The organism is Paraburkholderia bannensis NBRC 103871 (assembly GCF_000685015.1).
Lineage (GTDB): Bacteria > Pseudomonadota > Gammaproteobacteria > Burkholderiales > Burkholderiaceae > Paraburkholderia > Paraburkholderia bannensis.
Genome location: NZ_BAYA01000001.1, coordinates 176,750 through 193,075, shown reverse-complemented (window position 1 = coordinate 193,075; position 16,326 = coordinate 176,750). Strand labels below are relative to the sequence as shown.

Sequence of the window (16,326 nt, the reverse complement as noted above, 5' to 3'; positions counted from 1 at the left end):
GCTGGGCGCACCCGTGGACACAAAATCGAACGCCGGCTGAGTCCGGCGTTTTTTTTATGGCGCTGGGACGTCAGGCGTTTTTCGGCTGGAAGCGCATGGCGGTGCCTTCCTGCTCGATGCGGGCCCAGATGGCGCGCTTTTCTTCGTCGCTCAGGAAGACCCAGTTGGAGACTTCGATCGCGGTGCGGCCGCAGCCTTTGCAGATGTCGTCGAAAAGCGTGGAGCACACGCCGATGCACGGGCTGTCGGGGAGGTCGTGGAGATTGGATGCCATCGATATGTCTTGGGGCGGGATGGCCGGGAGCAGAAAAAGCGTGCCGGCCGTGCGGAAAACCCCGCTATGTTAACCGATTCGCGGCCAGCGGCTTTTCTTGTCCATCTGGTTGAAATGGCAAGGATTCTCTTACTACCGGGAAGGGCGGCCGCAAGCCCTCGTGTGGCGTGCGCCTGGCAGCCGTCGATGCAATCCGGATCGACCGGGCGCCGCGCCAGACGGCCGCCGTCGCGCGAATGTCGCGCCTGCCGTTTTTTTTGTAGACAGGGACGCTCAAACGGCTAAAATTGCGCGCGATTTACCCCCCGTCACGCGCCTGCCCCGGTGCTGTTCCGTTTGCGCGACATGCTGGCGTTCTTTTTTGTCGCCTGGCGCGATTGATGGTAGGTTCGGTAAATTCTGGGGGCCGCCTTGGGCGGCGCACATGCCGCTCACTACGCTCACTAGCGATCGCGGCAAACAAAAGGCAAGCTAAGAACGGAGAACGGGATGAAGAAACGGGTTTTGGCGAAACTGGCTGTGCTCGCACTGTGTGCGTCGCCGTGGGTCGCGTCGGTCGCGAAAGATACGCAGCTGAACGTGTACAACTGGTCTGATTACATCGCCAAAGACACGATTCCGAACTTCCAGAAGCAGACCGGCGTCACCGTCAAGTACGACAACTACGACAGCGACGACACGCTGCAAGCCAAGCTGCTCGCGGGCAATTCGGGCTACGACATCGTTGTGCCGACCACCAATTACGCGGGCAAGCAGATCGCCGCCGGCATTTTCTCGCCGCTCGACAAGTCGAAGATCCCCAACCTCAAGTACCTCGACCCGCAGCTGATGGCGCTCGTCGCCGGCGCGGATCCGGGCAACAAGTTCGCGGTGCCCTGGGCTTACGGCACGACGGGTCTTGCCTATAACGTCGACAAGGCGCAGCAGATCCTCGGCAAGAACGTGCCGCTCGACAACTGGGACATTCTCTTCAAGCCCGAAAACATCTCGAAGCTGAAGGCCTGCGGCGTGTCCGTGCTCGACGCGCCGGATCAGTTCTTCGCCGCCGCGCTGCACTACATCGGCAAGGATCCGCTTTCGACGAATCCGGACGACTATCGCGCCGCGCTGACGATGATGAAGAAGATCCGTCCGTACATCACGCAGTTCAACTCGTCGGGCTATATCAACGACATGGTCGGCGGCGATGTCTGCTTCGCGTACGGCTGGTCGGGCGACGTCGTGATCGCCAAGCATCGTGCGATCGAGGCGAAGAAGCCGTACAAGATCGAGTACTACATTCCGAAGGGCGGCGCGCCGATCTGGTTTGACGTGATGACGATTCCGAAGGATGCGCAGCACAAGGATGCCGCCTACCAGTGGATCAACTACATCGAGACGCCGCAAGTCCACGCCGCGATCACCAACGCCGTGTACTACCCGAGCGCCAACGCGGAAGCGCGCAAGTACGTGAACAAGGACATCGCGAACGATCCGGCTGTGTACCCGCCGCCGGAAGTGCTCAAGACGCTGTTCCTGCTCAAGCCGCTGCCGCCGGAAATCCAGCGTCTCCAGACGCGTCTGTGGACCGAGTTCAAGTCGGGCCGCTGACGCGCCCGGCCGTGTAGTTTTGCGTTTTACCCCAAGCCCTCGGCACGTGCCGGGGGCTTTGTTCGTCAACCCCGTCCAGGTATCAAGTCAGAAAGGCAGGGCAGAGAGAATCATGAGTGACCAGTCGAGTGTGCCGGCCGTAGCCGGCGCGCTGCCTACGGGCTTCGCCGCGAGCGATCCAGCCGCGGACAACTTCGTGCAGGTCGTCGATGTCGTCAAGAAGTTCGGCGACACGACGGCCGTCAAGGGCGTCAACCTGTCGGTGAAGAAGGGCGAGCTGTTCGCGCTGCTTGGCAGCTCGGGCTGCGGCAAGTCCACTTTGCTGCGCATGCTCGCCGGTCTGGAATCGGTCACGTCGGGCAAGATCCTGATTGATGGCGAGGATCTCGCGACGCTGCCGCCGTATCGCCGCCCGGTCAACATGATGTTCCAGTCGTATGCGCTTTTCCCGCATATGACGGTGGAGTCGAACGTCGGCTTCGGGCTGCGCCAGGAAGGCGTCAAGAAGGCCGAACTGCAGGAGCGCGTGGCCAATGTGCTCGAACTCGTGCAGATGTCGCGATTCGCCAGGCGCAAGCCGCATCAGCTGTCGGGCGGCCAGCAGCAGCGCGTCGCACTCGCGCGCTCGCTTGTGAAGCGCCCCAAGCTGCTGCTGCTCGACGAGCCGATGTCGGCGCTCGACAAGCAGATTCGCCAGCGCACCCAGATCGAGCTGGTCAACATTCTCGACAAGGTCGGCGTCACCTGCATCATGGTCACGCACGATCAGGAGGAGGCGATGACGATGGCGGGGCGCCTTGCCGTCATGAGCGAAGGCCAGATTGTCCAGCTCGGCACGCCCAACGAAGTCTACGAATATCCGAACAGCCGCTTCTCGGCCGAATTCATCGGTTCGACCAACCTGTTCGACGGCAACGTGGTGGAAGACGAGCCGGATCATGTCTATGTCCAGTCGCCCGACCTGCCCGTGCATCTTTACGTGAACCATGGCATCACCGGGCCGCTGGGCATGCCCGTGACCATCTCGGTGCGCCCCGAGCGCATCTCGCTCACGCGCAAGCCGCCCGAAGGCGTCTTCAACTGGGGCAAGGGCGTGGTCAAGAACATCGCGTACATGGGCGGTTACTCGCTCTATCACGTCAAGCTCGATTCGGGCAAAACCGTGATCGCGAACATGTCGAGCCTCGCGCTGTCGGAAATCGACTCCCCGACCTGGGAAGACGAAGTCTATGTGCGCTGGAGCGCCTCGGCCGGCGTGGTGCTGACGTCATGAGCACGACGATTCCGGGCACTCCCGGCACGCCCGGCCAGTTCAGGAAACTCCTGAACTGGCCGGCGAAGCGCTTCAACCTGACCGGGCGCACCGCCGTGGTGGCGGGGCCGTTCTTCTGGCTGCTGCTGTTCTTCCTCGTGCCGTTCATCCTGGTGGTGAAGATCAGCTTCGCCGACCAGCAGCTCGGCATTCCGCCGTACACGGAACTCACGTCGTTCAGCGAGGGCGTGTGGCACATCGCGCTCGACCTGTCGCACTACGCGTTTCTGTTCCAGGACAGCCTGTATTTCGCGACCTACGTGAATTCGGTGGTCGTGGCGGGCATTTCGACGCTGCTGTGCCTGCTGATCGGCTATCCGATGGCGTACTACATCGCACGCTCGAATCCGGCCACGCGCAACATCCTCATGATGGCCGTGATGCTGCCGTTCTGGACGTCGTTCCTGATCCGTGTGTACGCGTGGATCGGCATCCTGAAGAACAACGGACTGCTGAACAATTTCCTGATGTGGACGGGCATCATCCATTCGCCGATCGAGCTCTATCACACCAATACGGCCGTCTATATCGGCATGGTCTATTCGTACCTGCCGTTTCTTGTGATGCCGCTCTACGCGCACCTCGTGAAGATGGATCTCACGCTGCTCGAAGCGGCCTATGACCTGGGCGCGAAGCCGTGGCGCGCGTTCCTCGAAATCACGCTGCCGCTGTCGAAGAACGGCATCATCGCGGGCTGCCTGCTGGTGTTCATCCCGGCAGTGGGCGAGTACGTGATTCCGGAACTGCTCGGCGGTGCGAACACGCTGATGATCGGCCGCGTCATGTGGAACGAGTTCTTCGATAACGCCGACTGGCCGATGGCGTCCGCCGTCACCTGCGCGATGGTTCTGCTGCTGCTCGTGCCGATGGCGCTGTTCCAGCACTTCCAGGCGAAGGAACTGGAGGGCCGCGGGAAATGAAACCGAATCGCGTACTGCAATTCATCGCGCTGGGTCTCGGCTTTGCGTTCCTCTATATCCCGATCGTCAGCCTGATCGTCTACTCGTTCAACGAGTCGCAACTGGTGACGGTGTGGACGCACTTCTCGACGCGCTGGTACGAAGCGCTCGCCACCGACGACGAGCTCATCAATGCCGCGTGGCTGTCGCTGCGCATCGCATTGATGACGGCGTTTGCCTCGGTGATCATCGGCACGTGGGCGGGCTTTGTGCTGGCGCGCATGGGCAATTTCCGCGGCTTCACGCTCTACACGGGCATGATCAACGCGCCGCTCGTGATTCCCGAAGTGATCCAGGGCATCTCGCTGCTGCTGCTGTTCGTGGAAATGGGCAAGCTGCTGGGCTGGCCTGCCGGGCGCGGCGTCTTCACGATCTGGATTGGCCACGTGATGCTGTGCATCTCGTACGTTGCCATCATCGTGCAGTCGCGCGTGCGCGAACTGAATCCGTCGCTGGAGGAAGCGGCGCTCGATCTGGGCGCGACGCCGTTCAAGGTGTTCTTCCAGATCACGCTGCCGTTGATCTCGCAGGCGCTGGCCGCGGGCTGGCTGCTGTCCTTCACGCTGTCGATCGACGACCTCGTGCTGTCGGCGTTCCTCTCGGGCCCGGGCTCGACGACGCTGCCGCTCGTGGTGTTCTCGCGCGTGCGGCTGGGTCTGAATCCGGAGATGAACGCGCTCGCGACGCTCTTTATCGCGGTGGTGACGGTGGGCGTGATCGTCGGCAACCACTTCATGCAGCGCGCCGAGCGCAAGCGCATGGCGATGGCGGTCTGACGCGTTCGCCGCTTCAGGCTGCGAGACGAAAAACGGCGCGTGGGCTTCGGCCCACGCGCCGTTTTGTTTTCCCGATCCGGAATTTCAGGGCGCAATCGACCCAGGGTCGTTTTAGCGTGACCAGGCGACGAGGCGCTATGATCGGGGTAAACGCGGCTCTGGCGCGTCATGCCAGCGACCGCTGCGGGAACAGGATGATCGAGATACTTTTTAAAGAGGGCGCGACCGGCGCGATTGGTGCAAGCGGCGCAATCGGCACCTTCTGGCAACAACTGATGCAGCTCTGGGAGCTGATTGTGATGGTCTGCCGCTTTTTGTTGGGGCTGCTCAAGCTGCTGAGCGGCACCTGACGGCGCAGCGGGCTAACGGGGGCGGCGGAGCTCGTGAGGGCGCGCCGCGATGGGTATGACGTTCGGCGCGTGTCAGGGTGACAGCCGCGATGCGCGTGGACACGATTCAAGGGCACAGGATGATCGACGATTCCACCCGGCGGTTCACCGACCGGGTCGCAGACTACGTGAAGTACCGTCCCACCTATCCGCGTGAAGTCGCGACCTTCGTGCACGTCGAATGCGGCGTGGCGCCTGCCGCGACTGTCGCCGACATCGGCGCGGGCACCGGCATTTCCTCGAAGCTTTTTCTGGACGCTGGCCATCCGGTCGTGGCCGTCGAGCCGAACGCCGCGATGCGCGAAGCGGCAGACCGCTTGCTGGCCGGCTACGCGGGTTATCGCAGCGTGGCAGGGACGGCCGAAGCGACCAGCTTGCCCGACGCGAGCGTCGACCTCGTGAGCGCCGCGCAGGCCTTCCACTGGTTCGATAAAGCGGGCACGCGGCGCGAGTTCGCGCGCATTCTCAAACCTCGCGGCAAGATCGTGCTGTTCTGGAATAGCCGCAAGCTCAAGGGATCGGCGTTCCTTGAAGGCTATGAAGCGCTGCTCAAGCGCTTTTCCGACGATTACGCAAGCGTCGCCGAAAGCTACCCGACCGACGACGCCATGGCCGACTGGTTCGGCGACGGCTTCGAGCAGAAGACCGTGTTTCCGAACGCTCAACTGCTCGACTTCGACGGGCTGCGTGGGCGGCTGGCTTCGTCGTCGTATGCGCCGAAACCCGGCGATCCGCGCCACGAGCCGATGCTCGCGGCGCTGCGCGAGCTATTCGATGCGACACAGCAGGATGGGCGCGTGAACTTCGCCTACGAGACGCGCGTATTCGCGGGCAAGCCGCTGCGTTAGCGTGAAAATCAGCGCAAGAACTAGCGCGAAAACTCGTAGTCGCTTGCGCGTACGCGTTTCGTCTTGCGCCGGAACGTGAAGGTGAAACCCGGCCACAGCGACGTGACCTTGCCGCTGCGCGTCTGGTAGTAGCTGTGGCAGCCGGACGTCCACACGGTGCGCTGCAGTTGCGCCTGCAACTTGTCGTTGAAGGCGCGCTGCACGTCCGCACGCACGCTCATCGTGCGCGCGCCGCGGCGCTGCAGTTCACGGATGCAATCGGCGATATAGCGGATCTGCGACTCGATCATGTAGATCATCGAGTTGTGGCCGAGACCCGTATTCGGCCCGATCACGAAGAACAGATTCGGAAAGCCCGCGACGCTCGCGCCCAGGTACGCCTCGGGGCCGTCGCGCCGCCACGCCTCGCCGAGATCCGCGCCGTTCACGCCGCTCACGCGAAACGGCGCTTCCACGTCGTTCACCTGGAAACCCGTGCCGCAGACGATCGCATCGAAGCGATGATGCACGCCGTCGGCGGTGACGATGCCGTCCGCGACGACTTCGCGGATCGGATCGGTTAGCAGCGCGACGTTCGGTTGCGTGAGCGCGGGCAGATAGTCGCTCGACAGCAGCACGCGCTTGCAGCCCAGCGCATAGTCGGGCGCGAGCTTCGCGCGCAGCGCCGGATCCTTGACCTTGTGCGCGAGATAGTTGCGCGCGAACTTCATCGGCGCGGCAAGCAGGCGCTGGTCGACGATGAAGCCGAGCGCACGAGATTCCAGTTGCCAGTAGATCGCCGCGCGCGCGAGGCGCTGCGCGAACGGCACATGCCGGTACATCCAGCGGCGGCGCGCCTCGATCGCGCGATCGCGGCGCGGCATAATCCACGGCGGCGTGCGCTGGAACACGGTGAGCTGCGCAACGCGTGGCTGGATGCGCGGAACGAACTGGATCGCGCTGGCCCCCGTGCCGATCACCGCGACGCGTTTGCCTTCGAGCGTGTAGTCGTGATCCCAGCGCGCCGAATGAAAGAGCTTGCCTTCGAAGCGCTCCAGCCCGTCGATGGCGGGCAGGGCGGGACGCGACAGCGGGCCGTTGGCGGCGATCAGCAGGTCGGTCTCGACGGTTTGCATCGTGCCGTCGCGCTCGATGTCGATGCTCCACACGCCGCGGCCTGCATCGAAGCGCGCCGCGCTCACGCGCGAGCGCCATGCGATGAAGCGCTCGACGTCATACTTGCGCGCGCAACGTTCCAGATAATCGAGGATCTCTCGTTGGGGTGCGTAAGTGCGCGTCCAGTCGGGATTCGGCTCGAAGGAAAATGAGTAGAGGTGCGAAGGAACATCGCAGGCGGCACCAGGATAGGCATTATCGCGCCAGGTGCCGCCGAGACTCGCGGCCGCCTCGTAGATCGTGAAGGTTGCGATCCCCATGCGCCGCAACTGGATCGCCATGCCGATGCCGGAAAAACCGCTGCCGACGATCGCGATGCGCGGCGTGCCCGCGTGAGTGGCCATATCAGTCTGATTCGAAGAAAACATACGCCGTTCAAGCAAAACGGGCTCCGCGAGGGAGCCCGTCAGGTCTGATCGGCAATACAAAGATGCTCAGGAGTTCCAGTCGTCCGAGGAACTGTCGTTGCTGCCCATATCGACACCGCCGCCCGAGCCATCGTCCCAGTTGTTTGAACCCTGGCCGTAGTCGACGCCGCCATCGTTGTTGCCGCCGCGGCGGCGGTCGTCGTCGCGATCGACGATGACATCGCGCTCGACCACGCGGTCACGGCCCGAATTGAGGGCCTCGCCGAGCAGCACGCCGGTCAGCAGACCACCCATGCCACCCATGCCGCCACCGCCTTGCTGCACAATGACCTGCGGCTGCTGTTGCGGCGGATACTGGGGCGGATATTGCGGCTGACGGCCGAATGCAGCATCGGCTTCACGAGCGTAGGGCGAATCGCCACCGTACGAACCCGCAGGCGCGGCGGCCTGCGCGTTGGGATCGGGGCGGCCTTCGGCGCGCGCCTTGAGGCTGGCGAACTGGCGCTCCAGATCTTCGATCTCGTACGGCGCGACGGGGCTGGTGCTGCCCGAGAGTTTTTCGACCACGCTGCGCAACTGCGTCTCGAACGCTTCCACGTCTTTTTCGAGCGCTTCGTGACCCACGGCGGTGGAGAGCTTCACGTCGAGCTTTAGCGAGCGCACGGCGTTGAGCAGGTCGGTGGCGCGCTTGAGCTGGTCGCGGCGGTCGTCGCCGGCCTTGGCATCGTCGTTCGACTTCGCGCGGCGCAGTGTCCAGCGCAGCACCAGCGCAATCCCGATCACGACGATCGCAATGCCGATCCACATGCCCATGCCGGGGCCGTGATGCTGTGGCGCTGCGGCAGCGGCCATGGCAACGGGCGCGGCCGATTGCTGCGCGAACGGATTGCTCGTGCGATTCGTATTAGACGCACCGGCGCGCGTGGCGTCGGAGCGGATCTTCGCTTCGACCTGCGCGAAGCGCTGCGGCTGCGTGAAGCGGATCTGCGGATCGAGCGATTTAGCCTGCTCGACCTGAGTGAGCGCGTCGGCGTAACGGCCTTCGCGGTTGAGCACCTGCGCGTACAGATAGTGCGCGCGGGCATTGTCGGGATGCGCCTGCAGAACCTGGGTCAGGCCCGAGTCCGCGCGCTGCCAGTCGCCTTGCGACATCGCGGATTCGATCTGCTGCACGCTCGGCACGGCAGCGAAGGCCGCGCCGCTCACGAGGGCGAGCGATGCGAAAACTGCGAGGAGAAACTTTTTCATGTTGCAGGCCGGGCGGTTTGTTGCCCGTCTCCATGACATACGTTACGTGGATGCGGCACGGCGTTCGAACAACCGGCCGCCGCGCCGCATCCGTCACGCGCGGCGCGTTACTGTGCCGGCGTATTGAGCTGCTTTTTCAGGGCTTCGAGGCGGTCATCCACCGACGGGCCCTTGTTGAGCGCGGCGAGCTTGTCGTCGAGTGCCTTGCCGCTGGAAACGTCCGCCGAATTCAGGCGGGCGTCCGAACGCGCGTTCGACAGGTTCACCTTGTCTTCGAGCTTCTGGAAGTCCTGCGCAAGATTCTTGCCGCCGATACCGCCGAGCGCCGTGGCCGCGACATCCTTGGCCTGGGCGATCTGCTGCTTGGCTTGCAGGATGTTCGAGCGCGCGTTCAGGTCGTTGCGGCGCGAACGCATGTCGTCGATCTGCTGCTTGAGCTGATCGACCGACGGTTCGAGCTTGGCGAGTTCAGCGGCGAGCGCATCGCGTTCGGCCTCAGCCGTCGACTGCGCACCGAGCGCTTCGCGGGCGAGTGCTTCGTCGCCCGATTGCAGGGCGCGCTTCGCGCCGTCTTCGTACTTCTTCGCCTTGTCGGCGGCCACGTCGCGCTTGCTTTGCTGCATCGCGACCTGCGCCTGGATCTCGACGAGCGAGTTCTCGGCTTTGGCGATGCTGTCGTCGAGTTCGCGCACGATCTGGCGCGCGTCGCGCGACGGATCCTGCACGGAATCGGCCGCGTCGTTCAGGAGACCCTTGACCGTGCGGGAGATGGAGTCGAAAAGCGACATGGAATTCCTCCGGTGTAATGAGATCGGCCCATGGGGCCGCAATACCGCAATCTGTGCGTACATGTCGCGCTGTGCTGCCCGTGTGCGTTCATTTCGCATTCGGGTTTCGCATTCAGCTTACGCCGCTTTGTGCTGGCTGCGCATGCAGCGCGAAAATCGGGGCGCTTCGGGCAATTGCAATAGCGACTAGCGGTGCGGGAAACGAAAATCTCAGGAGCTTACGCCAACGTTTCGATTGTCCGGCCGCCCGCAATGCTCGCGGATATTACACCACGGGGTCTCTTAAAAGGGACTTAAAGGCCCGAGCAGCGCGCTGCGGTTGTTATCGCGAATATCAGCAATATCGCCCATTCAGTAGGGATGCCTCGTCTCAAGCGAACTTGCCGCCTTCGGGCGCGGAGTCGCTGTCCGACGCGTCCGCTTCGTCGAGCATGCGCTGCGTGCGCGCGAAGGGTGCGTTCGTCACGCCTTTGAGCGGCTGCACGGGCGCGCCTTCGTGCAAATGGACGGTATCGGAATGTGAATTCTCTGCGTTGGCTTCCGGTTCTGCGGCTTCAGCCGCTTCGGCGGAGAGACGCGCGACGGTCTGCGCCAGTTCGCGTTCGGCGTGATTGGGTTCGGGTTCCGCTTGGGGCGCATCGGTGGCTTCGTCAAGCTCCGGCGAGGCAGCCGGCCGCACACCCGCACGGCCTGCGCGCAGCGGCCTGGCGGCCTTGCGCAGCACTTGCGCCAGGGCATCGGGTTCGCGCGGCGCATTGAGCCGGTCGACGATGCTCGCAGCCTTGACCTGGTCGCTCGTCGCACTGAAGGCAATCACGGCGCGCCGCATCAGCTCGCTGACGCTGATGCCGAGTTCGTCGGCCGTGGCGGAGATCGCACGCTTCTGGGCGGGCGTGACGAAGACGACAATGCGTTCGCTGGGCTTGTTCATGATCGGCTTGCCGGGGTGATAGCGCTGATTCGGCCTTGAATCTGGCTACGAAGTGAACACGGCGCCCGCTCCCGATGCGCAAGGCAAGCGAGGCGAGCAGGGCGTACGGCAATCTCTCCATAATAAGACGAGACGTGCGCTGCGCAACGCAAAGATGCACGCGCGGGCTCGCCAACGCACGCAACAATGTATTGGGCATAAGGATAAAGACCGCGCATTACGATATCGAGTCGCGCTTCGATTCGATATTTTCTCCGCAGAACGGTGCAGATGGCGCAAGGTGCCGTCATGAAAGCGAATCGCTGGCGACCCCAGGGCCGAGTCCAGGAAACTCTTACAAAAAAAGCGCGACCGTCGGCGCACGATTTATTTAGAATGCGCTGTTACATTTCGCGTGATGGCTTTTTTTAGGGGCCTTTCAGGCACCTCGCGCGAAAGGTTGCTGAAAGAGTGACCACGCGACGGCGCGCCTTAACCCGCGCGCCGCGTGACCGGACGGGGGCGTTGCCGGTCACGCCGCGGCACCGCACGCGGGGTGCGATGCCGTCCACGCCGCATTGGCGCCATGACGCCATGATCAGATCAATGCGTGCCTTCAGGCGCGCAGCCGGGGCGCAGAACCAGACGCGCCAATCATTCCAGTCATGCCTATCATCAAACGACCGCCTTCACCGCAATACCCGAACGACGATCGGGAACCCTCCTTCAACAACGCACGCCAGCAGCGCAACGACGATACGCGTTCCGATGCGCGCGACGGCTCGCGCGGCAACCGCCCACGCAAGCGTTCCATCGGCGCGTCGATCGCGCTCTGGTTCGCCGGCCTGATCGCCACGCTTTGCGTGGTGGGCGCGCTGATCGTCGGCTATGCGCTCGTCGTCATGGGGCCGCAGTTGCCCTCGCTCGACGCGCTCACGAACTATCAGCCGAAGGTGCCGCTGCGCATCTACACGGCCGATCACGTGATGATCGGCGAGTTCGGCGATGAGCGACGCCAGCTCGTGCGTTTCCAGGACATCCCCGACGTGCAGAAGAAGGCCGTCCTCGCGATCGAGGACTACCGCTTCTACGAACACGGCGGCGTGGACTTCGTCGGCATTCTGCGGGCTGGCGTGGCCGACCTGATGCATGGCGGCGCGTCGCAGGGCGCGAGCACGATCACGATGCAGGTCGCGCGTAACTTCTTCCTTTCGAGCGAGAAGACCTACACGCGCAAGATCTACGAAATGATGCTCGCCTACAAGATCGAGCGCGCGCTCACGAAGGATCAGATCCTTGAGCTGTACATGAACCAGATTTATCTGGGTCAGCGCGCTTACGGTTTTTCGGCGGCGGCGCGTGTGTACTTCGGCAAAGACCTGAAGGACATCACGCTGGCCGAAGCGGCGATGCTCGCCGGTCTGCCGAAGGCGCCGTCGGCGTATAACCCGATCGTCAATCCGAAGCGCGCGAAGATCCGTCAGCAGTACATCCTCAAGCGCATGCTCGATCTGGGCTACGTCACCCAGGCGCAGTACGACGAAGCCGTGAAGGAGCCGTTGCATACGCGCACCACCGGCACCGAATACAGCGTGCACGCCGAGTACATCGCGGAAATGGTGCGCCAGATGATGTACGCGCAGTACAAGGACGAAACCTATACGCGCGGCCTGACGGTCACCACGACCATCGATTCAGCCGACCAGAACGCCGCCTACGCCGCCGTGCGCAAGGGCGTGATGGACTACGAGCGCCGCCACGGCTATCGCGGCCCGGAAGGCTTCGTGCAACTGCCCGCGGCAGGCGACGACCGCGACCAGGCGATCGACGACGCGCTCACCGATCACCCGGACAACGGCGATATCGTCTCTGCTGTCGTGACCGAAGCCGGCCCGAAGTCGGTGACGGCGCAACTGCTCGACGGCACCTCGGTCAACATCACGGGCGAGGGCCTGCGCTTTGTGGCGGCGGGTCTGTCGACGCGTGCCTCGGCGGCCCTCAAGATCCGCCCGGGTTCGATCGTGCGCCTGATCGCCGACGAGAAGAACAACTGGCAGATCACGCAGCTGCCGCAGGTCGAGGGCGCGCTCGTCTCGCTCACGCCGCAGGACGGCGCGATCCGCGCGCTGATCGGCGGCTTCGACTTCAACAAGAACAAGTTCAACCACGTGACCCAGGCATGGCGCCAGCCGGGTTCGAGCTTCAAGCCGTTCATCTATTCGGCGTCGCTCGAAAAGGGCTTGGGGCCGGCGACCATCATCAACGATGCGCCGCTGTACTTCCCGCCCAGCACGCCGGGCGGCGACGCGTGGGAGCCGAAGGACGACGACCAGCCCGATGGCCCGATGCCGATGCGCCTCGCGCTGCAGAAGTCGAAGAACCTCGTGTCGATCCGCATCCTGTCGTATATCGGCACGAAGTACGCGCAGGACTACGTCACGCAGCGTTTCGGCTTCGACGCGGACAAGACGCCGCCGTACCTGCCGATGGCGCTGGGCGCAGGCCTGGTGACGCCGCTGCAATCGGCGGGCGCGTATAGCGTGTTCGCCAACGGCGGCTATCGCATCAACCCGTACCTGATCGCGGAAGTCGACGACGCGCACGGTCAGCCGGTGTCGCGCGCACAGCCGCTCGTGGCGGGCCAGAACGCGCCGCAGACGCTCACGCCGCGCAACGCGTACATCATGAACAGCCTGCTGCATTCGGTGGCGACGGCGGGCACGGGCGCGGGCACCAACGTGCTGCACCGTGACGACCTGCAGGGCAAGACCGGTACGACCAACGATGCGCACGACGGCTGGTTTGCGGGTTATCAGCGCAATCTGGTCGCGGTGGCGTGGATGGGTTACGACCAGCCGAAGAGCCTCGGTAGCCGTGAGTTCGGTGCGCAGCTCGCACTGCCGATCTGGGTGAACTACATGAGCCAGGCGCTGCGCAACATCCCGCAGGAAGAACCGCCGATGCCGGCCGGTATCACGACGATCGGCGGCGAGCTGTACTACTCGGATGTGACGCCGGGTGCGGGCTTCGTGTCGGCGATCGGCATGGACTCCGGCATGCCCGCAGGCGCGGCCAGCGATGCCAGCGGCGCGACCGGCAGCATGGGCCCCGGCGGGATGACGCCGCCGAGCGTCACGTCGAGCGAGAAGCAGCAGATCATGGATCTGTTCGAATCGAACAAGCCTTGATGGATCGCCCAGGCGGCGTAACAGCCTGAGCGATTGCGGTAAACCCAAACCTGAACACGGCGCACCGGCAACGGTGTGCCGTGTTTTGTTTTGCAGCGCCGATTTCCTTTTGCGACAAGCACTTGGTCAAGTTGCCCAGGGCTTTTCCACAGGCCCTTCAACAAAAACTGTGGACAACGGAGCAATGTGCCCGCGCCGTATTTATCAACAGTTTTTGTTGGCAGCCCTGTGAATAACCTTTGGAGAGCGAAGCTAACTGCCTGATCCGCAAGCGCTTGTCCGCGCGAAGCGATGACGAGGCAGTTCGCATCAGAAAGTATCGTCGTATCGCACGCCGACGGCTTTGCCGTGCGCGCTGCCCGACCAGGTGAGCGCCCAGTGCGTGAGCCACGCACCGGTGAACGCGCCCAGCGCGTCGGCGAACAGATCCTTGTACGAGAAACCATCGGTGCGGCAGGTGCCGTCGATGGTCTCCTTGACGACACCCGGCACGGTGCCGAGCAGCGCGCCGTAGATGGCCGGATGCGCGGTGTCGCGCATCAGCCAGGCGCCCAGCGCGCCGAACGGTGCGGACACACCGAAGTGCTCCAGCTTGTCCGTGCCGACCCAACTGTCGGACGTCTGCAGGCGGAAGCCGCCGTGCGAACCGGAGCAGTCGAAGCCCGCATGTGCCGCGGCACTCGCCGTGATCAGCAGTGCGGCGCAAAGGCCGCGATGGGATACGAGTGACATGATCGTCGAGGTCTGGATGGCTGAGGGTGTCAGTGCATTTTCTCTGCGAAAAACGATCGAGTTATATAAAGGAATCCGAATTAATTGGATTGCCTTACCCTCGATTTGCGGTCGAGTGTATCAGTAAACTCTTAAATTTAAGTCTGAGATTTTCCCGTCAGAAAAATGTGAAATCAGCGCGAAATAACGGGAATTGAGAGCGTGAATATCAGGGGCGGTGCAGCCAGGTGATGGCCGCGCCGCGAACGCCCGTGCACACATTGCGTGTGCACGGCGACGCGTGTTCAGGGCGTCGAATGGTGCGCGCCGGCGGCGCTAGTCTTGCTGTCAGGCGACGGATTGCCCATTGCCTGGAACAGCGCCGCCGTATCCGACAAGCGCGTACCGCGATAGCGGATCGCATCGAGGCTCGCGTTGCGCCATTGCTGTTCGCTTTGACGCACCGCGTAGTAGGGCACCGCGCCCAGCTTGTAGCGCGCGTTGGTATCGTCGTAGACGCCTTGCGCGGTCTGCGCCGACGTTCCGGCTGCATCGAGCGCCTGCGCATCGTGTTCCAGCGCCGCAAGCCGGTCAGCGACGTCCTGGAACGCCGCGAGCACCGTCTGCTTGTACGAAGCGTTGGCCGCTTCATACGACTGCAAGGCCGCGCGCCGCTGCGCGAGCAGGGCGCCGCCGTGGAAGATCGGCTGCGTGAGCGACGCGCCGATGGCCCACAGCGCGCCCACGCCCGACGTCGCCACCGGCCAGCTAAAGCCACCCTGGCCGAGCCCCGCCGACAGCGTGATGCTCGGGTACATCTGCGCGGTGGCCGCGCCCACTTCGGCGGAGGCGGCGATCAGCGCTGCGCCTGCGGCCTCGATATCGGGGCGCGTCTTCAGCAAATCCGACGGCACCACGACGGGCACCTGTTCGGGCAAATGGAAACTCGCGAGATCCATATCGGGCGGCGCCTGGTCAGGCGTGCGGCCAAGCAGGACGGCCAGCGCGTGCCGCATCGCCGCCGCCTGCTGTTCCAGCCCTGGCAGATTGCTCGCGAGCGCCGCCGCGCTCTGCTGCGCGTTGAGCACGTCAGTACGCGAGACCGCGCCAAGCGCATAGCGCTTTTGCAGATCGTCCGCCTGCGCATTGGCGATGGCGATGAGGCGCTGCGTCGTGTCGATCTGCGCATGCAGCGTGGCGATGCCCAGCGCGCTCGCGACGATATTGGCCGCCAGTGCGCGCCGCGCCGCCTCGAACTGGAACGCCTGCAAGTTCACGCGCGAAGCAAGCGCCGCATTGTTCAGCCGCGTCGCGCCAAAAATGTCGAACGAGTAACGCACCTCGACGAGGCCCGCAAACAGGTTGTATTCGAGCTTGTCGATGCCCAGTTGCGGGATGCCGGGCGCGCGTTGACGCTGCGCGGTGCCGATCGCATCGACGGTCGGCAACAGCGAGCTGCCGATCTGGCCGCGCAACTGCTCGCGCGCGCCTTGCAGGCTGTGATCGGCGGAGGCGAGATTCGGGTTGTTGGCAAGCCCTTCCTCGACGAGCGCATCGAGCGCAGGCGAATCGAACTGCGTCCACCATTGCGGCACCGGTTGCGCGCCCACCACGAATTGCTGCGCCACGCCTTGCGCGGCGACTGTCTGCGTCGGCTGCGCCTGCGCACCGTAATGCGCGGGGTCAGGCATGACGGGCGCGGTGCCATCGGGGCCGAAGGCGCAGCCGCTCGCCAGTAGCACTGCACATGCAGCGACGCTCAACCGGAAGCGCGAACGTCCTGGGGCAAAAGTTTTCATCGGCGCGACTC

At 63.8% G+C, this 16,326-nt stretch carries 14 protein-coding genes; 7 read left to right on the top strand and 7 right to left on the bottom strand.

Annotated features, from left to right (window positions below; all coding sequences use genetic code 11):
• Positions 1-70: 70 nt before the first annotated feature.
• Complete coding sequence (locus BBA01S_RS00855; RefSeq protein ID WP_027814772.1) at positions 71-274, bottom strand: DUF1289 domain-containing protein; 204 nt, start codon at positions 272-274, stop codon at positions 71-73.
• Between the two features lie 489 nt (positions 275-763).
• On the opposite strand from BBA01S_RS00855, the gene BBA01S_RS00850 reads away from it, so the two are divergent.
• From BBA01S_RS00850 to BBA01S_RS00825, 6 genes are all read left to right on the top strand, one after another.
• Positions 764-1,864 (top strand): polyamine ABC transporter substrate-binding protein, encoded by a 1,101-nt coding sequence (locus BBA01S_RS00850; RefSeq protein WP_027814771.1) that lies wholly within the window; start codon positions 764-766, stop codon positions 1,862-1,864.
• Positions 1,865-1,976: 112 nt separating this feature from the next.
• Positions 1,977-3,137 (top strand): ABC transporter ATP-binding protein, encoded by a 1,161-nt coding sequence (locus tag BBA01S_RS00845; protein ID WP_042295549.1) that lies wholly within the window; start codon positions 1,977-1,979, stop codon positions 3,135-3,137.
• The gene (locus tag BBA01S_RS00840; protein ID WP_042295547.1) at positions 3,134-4,096 is read left to right on the top strand and encodes an ABC transporter permease subunit; all 963 of its coding nucleotides are present in this window, start codon (positions 3,134-3,136) and stop codon (positions 4,094-4,096) included. The genes BBA01S_RS00845 and BBA01S_RS00840 overlap by 4 nt, the downstream gene beginning before the upstream one ends.
• Positions 4,093-4,911: an ABC transporter permease subunit gene (locus tag BBA01S_RS00835; protein WP_027814768.1), complete on the top strand. Its 819-nt coding sequence runs from the start codon at positions 4,093-4,095 to the stop codon at positions 4,909-4,911. Before BBA01S_RS00840 ends, BBA01S_RS00835 begins: the two co-directional genes overlap by 4 nt.
• 137 nt (positions 4,912-5,048) lie before the next feature.
• Positions 5,049-5,261 carry a hypothetical protein gene (locus BBA01S_RS39605; protein WP_042295545.1) on the top strand — a complete coding sequence of 71 codons (213 nt, stop codon included), beginning with the start codon at positions 5,049-5,051 and terminating at the stop codon, positions 5,259-5,261.
• A gap of 119 nt (positions 5,262-5,380) precedes the next feature.
• Complete coding sequence (locus BBA01S_RS00825; RefSeq protein ID WP_027814767.1) at positions 5,381-6,148, top strand: class I SAM-dependent methyltransferase; 768 nt, start codon at positions 5,381-5,383, stop codon at positions 6,146-6,148.
• 20 nt (positions 6,149-6,168) lie between these two features.
• On the opposite strand, the gene BBA01S_RS00820 is transcribed toward BBA01S_RS00825, so the two are convergent.
• The 4 genes from BBA01S_RS00820 to BBA01S_RS47955 all read right to left on the bottom strand — a co-directional run bounded on the left by BBA01S_RS00820 (position 6,169) and on the right by BBA01S_RS47955 (position 10,638).
• Complete coding sequence (locus tag BBA01S_RS00820; protein ID WP_027814766.1) at positions 6,169-7,647, bottom strand: flavin-containing monooxygenase; 1,479 nt, start codon at positions 7,645-7,647, stop codon at positions 6,169-6,171.
• A gap of 90 nt (positions 7,648-7,737) precedes the next feature.
• Entirely contained in the window at positions 7,738-8,919 is a 1,182-nt protein-coding gene (locus BBA01S_RS00815) for a tetratricopeptide repeat protein (RefSeq protein ID WP_027814765.1), read from the bottom strand.
• 107 nt (positions 8,920-9,026) lie between these two features.
• The gene (locus BBA01S_RS00810; RefSeq protein WP_027814764.1) at positions 9,027-9,707 is read right to left on the bottom strand and encodes a PspA/IM30 family protein; all 681 of its coding nucleotides are present in this window, start codon (positions 9,705-9,707) and stop codon (positions 9,027-9,029) included.
• Positions 9,708-10,077: 370 nt separating this feature from the next.
• Positions 10,078-10,638: a plasmid mobilization protein gene (locus tag BBA01S_RS47955; RefSeq protein ID WP_042295542.1), complete on the bottom strand. Its 561-nt coding sequence runs from the start codon at positions 10,636-10,638 to the stop codon at positions 10,078-10,080.
• A gap of 644 nt (positions 10,639-11,282) precedes the next feature.
• On the opposite strand from BBA01S_RS47955, the gene BBA01S_RS00800 reads away from it, so the two are divergent.
• Complete coding sequence (locus BBA01S_RS00800) at positions 11,283-13,805, top strand: penicillin-binding protein 1A (RefSeq protein WP_027814763.1); 2,523 nt, start codon at positions 11,283-11,285, stop codon at positions 13,803-13,805.
• A 309-nt stretch (positions 13,806-14,114) separates the two neighbouring features.
• Here BBA01S_RS00800 and BBA01S_RS00795 read toward each other — a convergent pair whose 3' ends face one another.
• Both BBA01S_RS00795 and BBA01S_RS39595 read right to left on the bottom strand, forming a co-directional pair.
• Positions 14,115-14,537, bottom strand: coding sequence for a hypothetical protein (locus BBA01S_RS00795; protein WP_027814762.1), 423 nt, complete (start codon positions 14,535-14,537; stop codon positions 14,115-14,117).
• A gap of 284 nt (positions 14,538-14,821) precedes the next feature.
• A complete protein-coding gene (locus tag BBA01S_RS39595) occupies positions 14,822-16,315 on the bottom strand; it encodes an efflux transporter outer membrane subunit (RefSeq protein WP_042295539.1) in 1,494 nt (497 codons plus the stop codon).
• Positions 16,316-16,326 lie beyond the last annotated feature (11 nt).

What these genes read in the sequence shown, in the direction of transcription:
- BBA01S_RS00855 (WP_027814772.1), bottom strand. Translation starts at nt 274, where the DNA reads ATGGCATCCAATCTCCACGACCTCCCCGACAGCCCGTGCATCGGCGTG.
- BBA01S_RS00850 (WP_027814771.1), top strand. Translation starts at nt 764, where the DNA reads ATGAAGAAACGGGTTTTGGCGAAACTGGCTGTGCTCGCACTGTGTGCG.
- BBA01S_RS00845 (WP_042295549.1), top strand. Translation starts at nt 1,977, where the DNA reads ATGAGTGACCAGTCGAGTGTGCCGGCCGTAGCCGGCGCGCTGCCTACG.
- BBA01S_RS00840 (WP_042295547.1), top strand. Translation starts at nt 3,134, where the DNA reads ATGAGCACGACGATTCCGGGCACTCCCGGCACGCCCGGCCAGTTCAGG.
- BBA01S_RS00835 (WP_027814768.1), top strand. Translation starts at nt 4,093, where the DNA reads ATGAAACCGAATCGCGTACTGCAATTCATCGCGCTGGGTCTCGGCTTT.
- BBA01S_RS39605 (WP_042295545.1), top strand. Translation starts at nt 5,049, where the DNA reads ATGATCGGGGTAAACGCGGCTCTGGCGCGTCATGCCAGCGACCGCTGC.
- BBA01S_RS00825 (WP_027814767.1), top strand. Translation starts at nt 5,381, where the DNA reads ATGATCGACGATTCCACCCGGCGGTTCACCGACCGGGTCGCAGACTAC.
- BBA01S_RS00820 (WP_027814766.1), bottom strand. Translation starts at nt 7,647, where the DNA reads ATGGCCACTCACGCGGGCACGCCGCGCATCGCGATCGTCGGCAGCGGT.
- BBA01S_RS00815 (WP_027814765.1), bottom strand. Translation starts at nt 8,919, where the DNA reads ATGAAAAAGTTTCTCCTCGCAGTTTTCGCATCGCTCGCCCTCGTGAGC.
- BBA01S_RS00810 (WP_027814764.1), bottom strand. Translation starts at nt 9,707, where the DNA reads ATGTCGCTTTTCGACTCCATCTCCCGCACGGTCAAGGGTCTCCTGAAC.
- BBA01S_RS47955 (WP_042295542.1), bottom strand. Translation starts at nt 10,638, where the DNA reads ATGAACAAGCCCAGCGAACGCATTGTCGTCTTCGTCACGCCCGCCCAG.
- BBA01S_RS00800 (WP_027814763.1), top strand. Translation starts at nt 11,283, where the DNA reads ATGCCTATCATCAAACGACCGCCTTCACCGCAATACCCGAACGACGAT.
- BBA01S_RS00795 (WP_027814762.1), bottom strand. Translation starts at nt 14,537, where the DNA reads ATGTCACTCGTATCCCATCGCGGCCTTTGCGCCGCACTGCTGATCACG.
- BBA01S_RS39595 (WP_042295539.1), bottom strand. Translation starts at nt 16,315, where the DNA reads ATGAAAACTTTTGCCCCAGGACGTTCGCGCTTCCGGTTGAGCGTCGCT.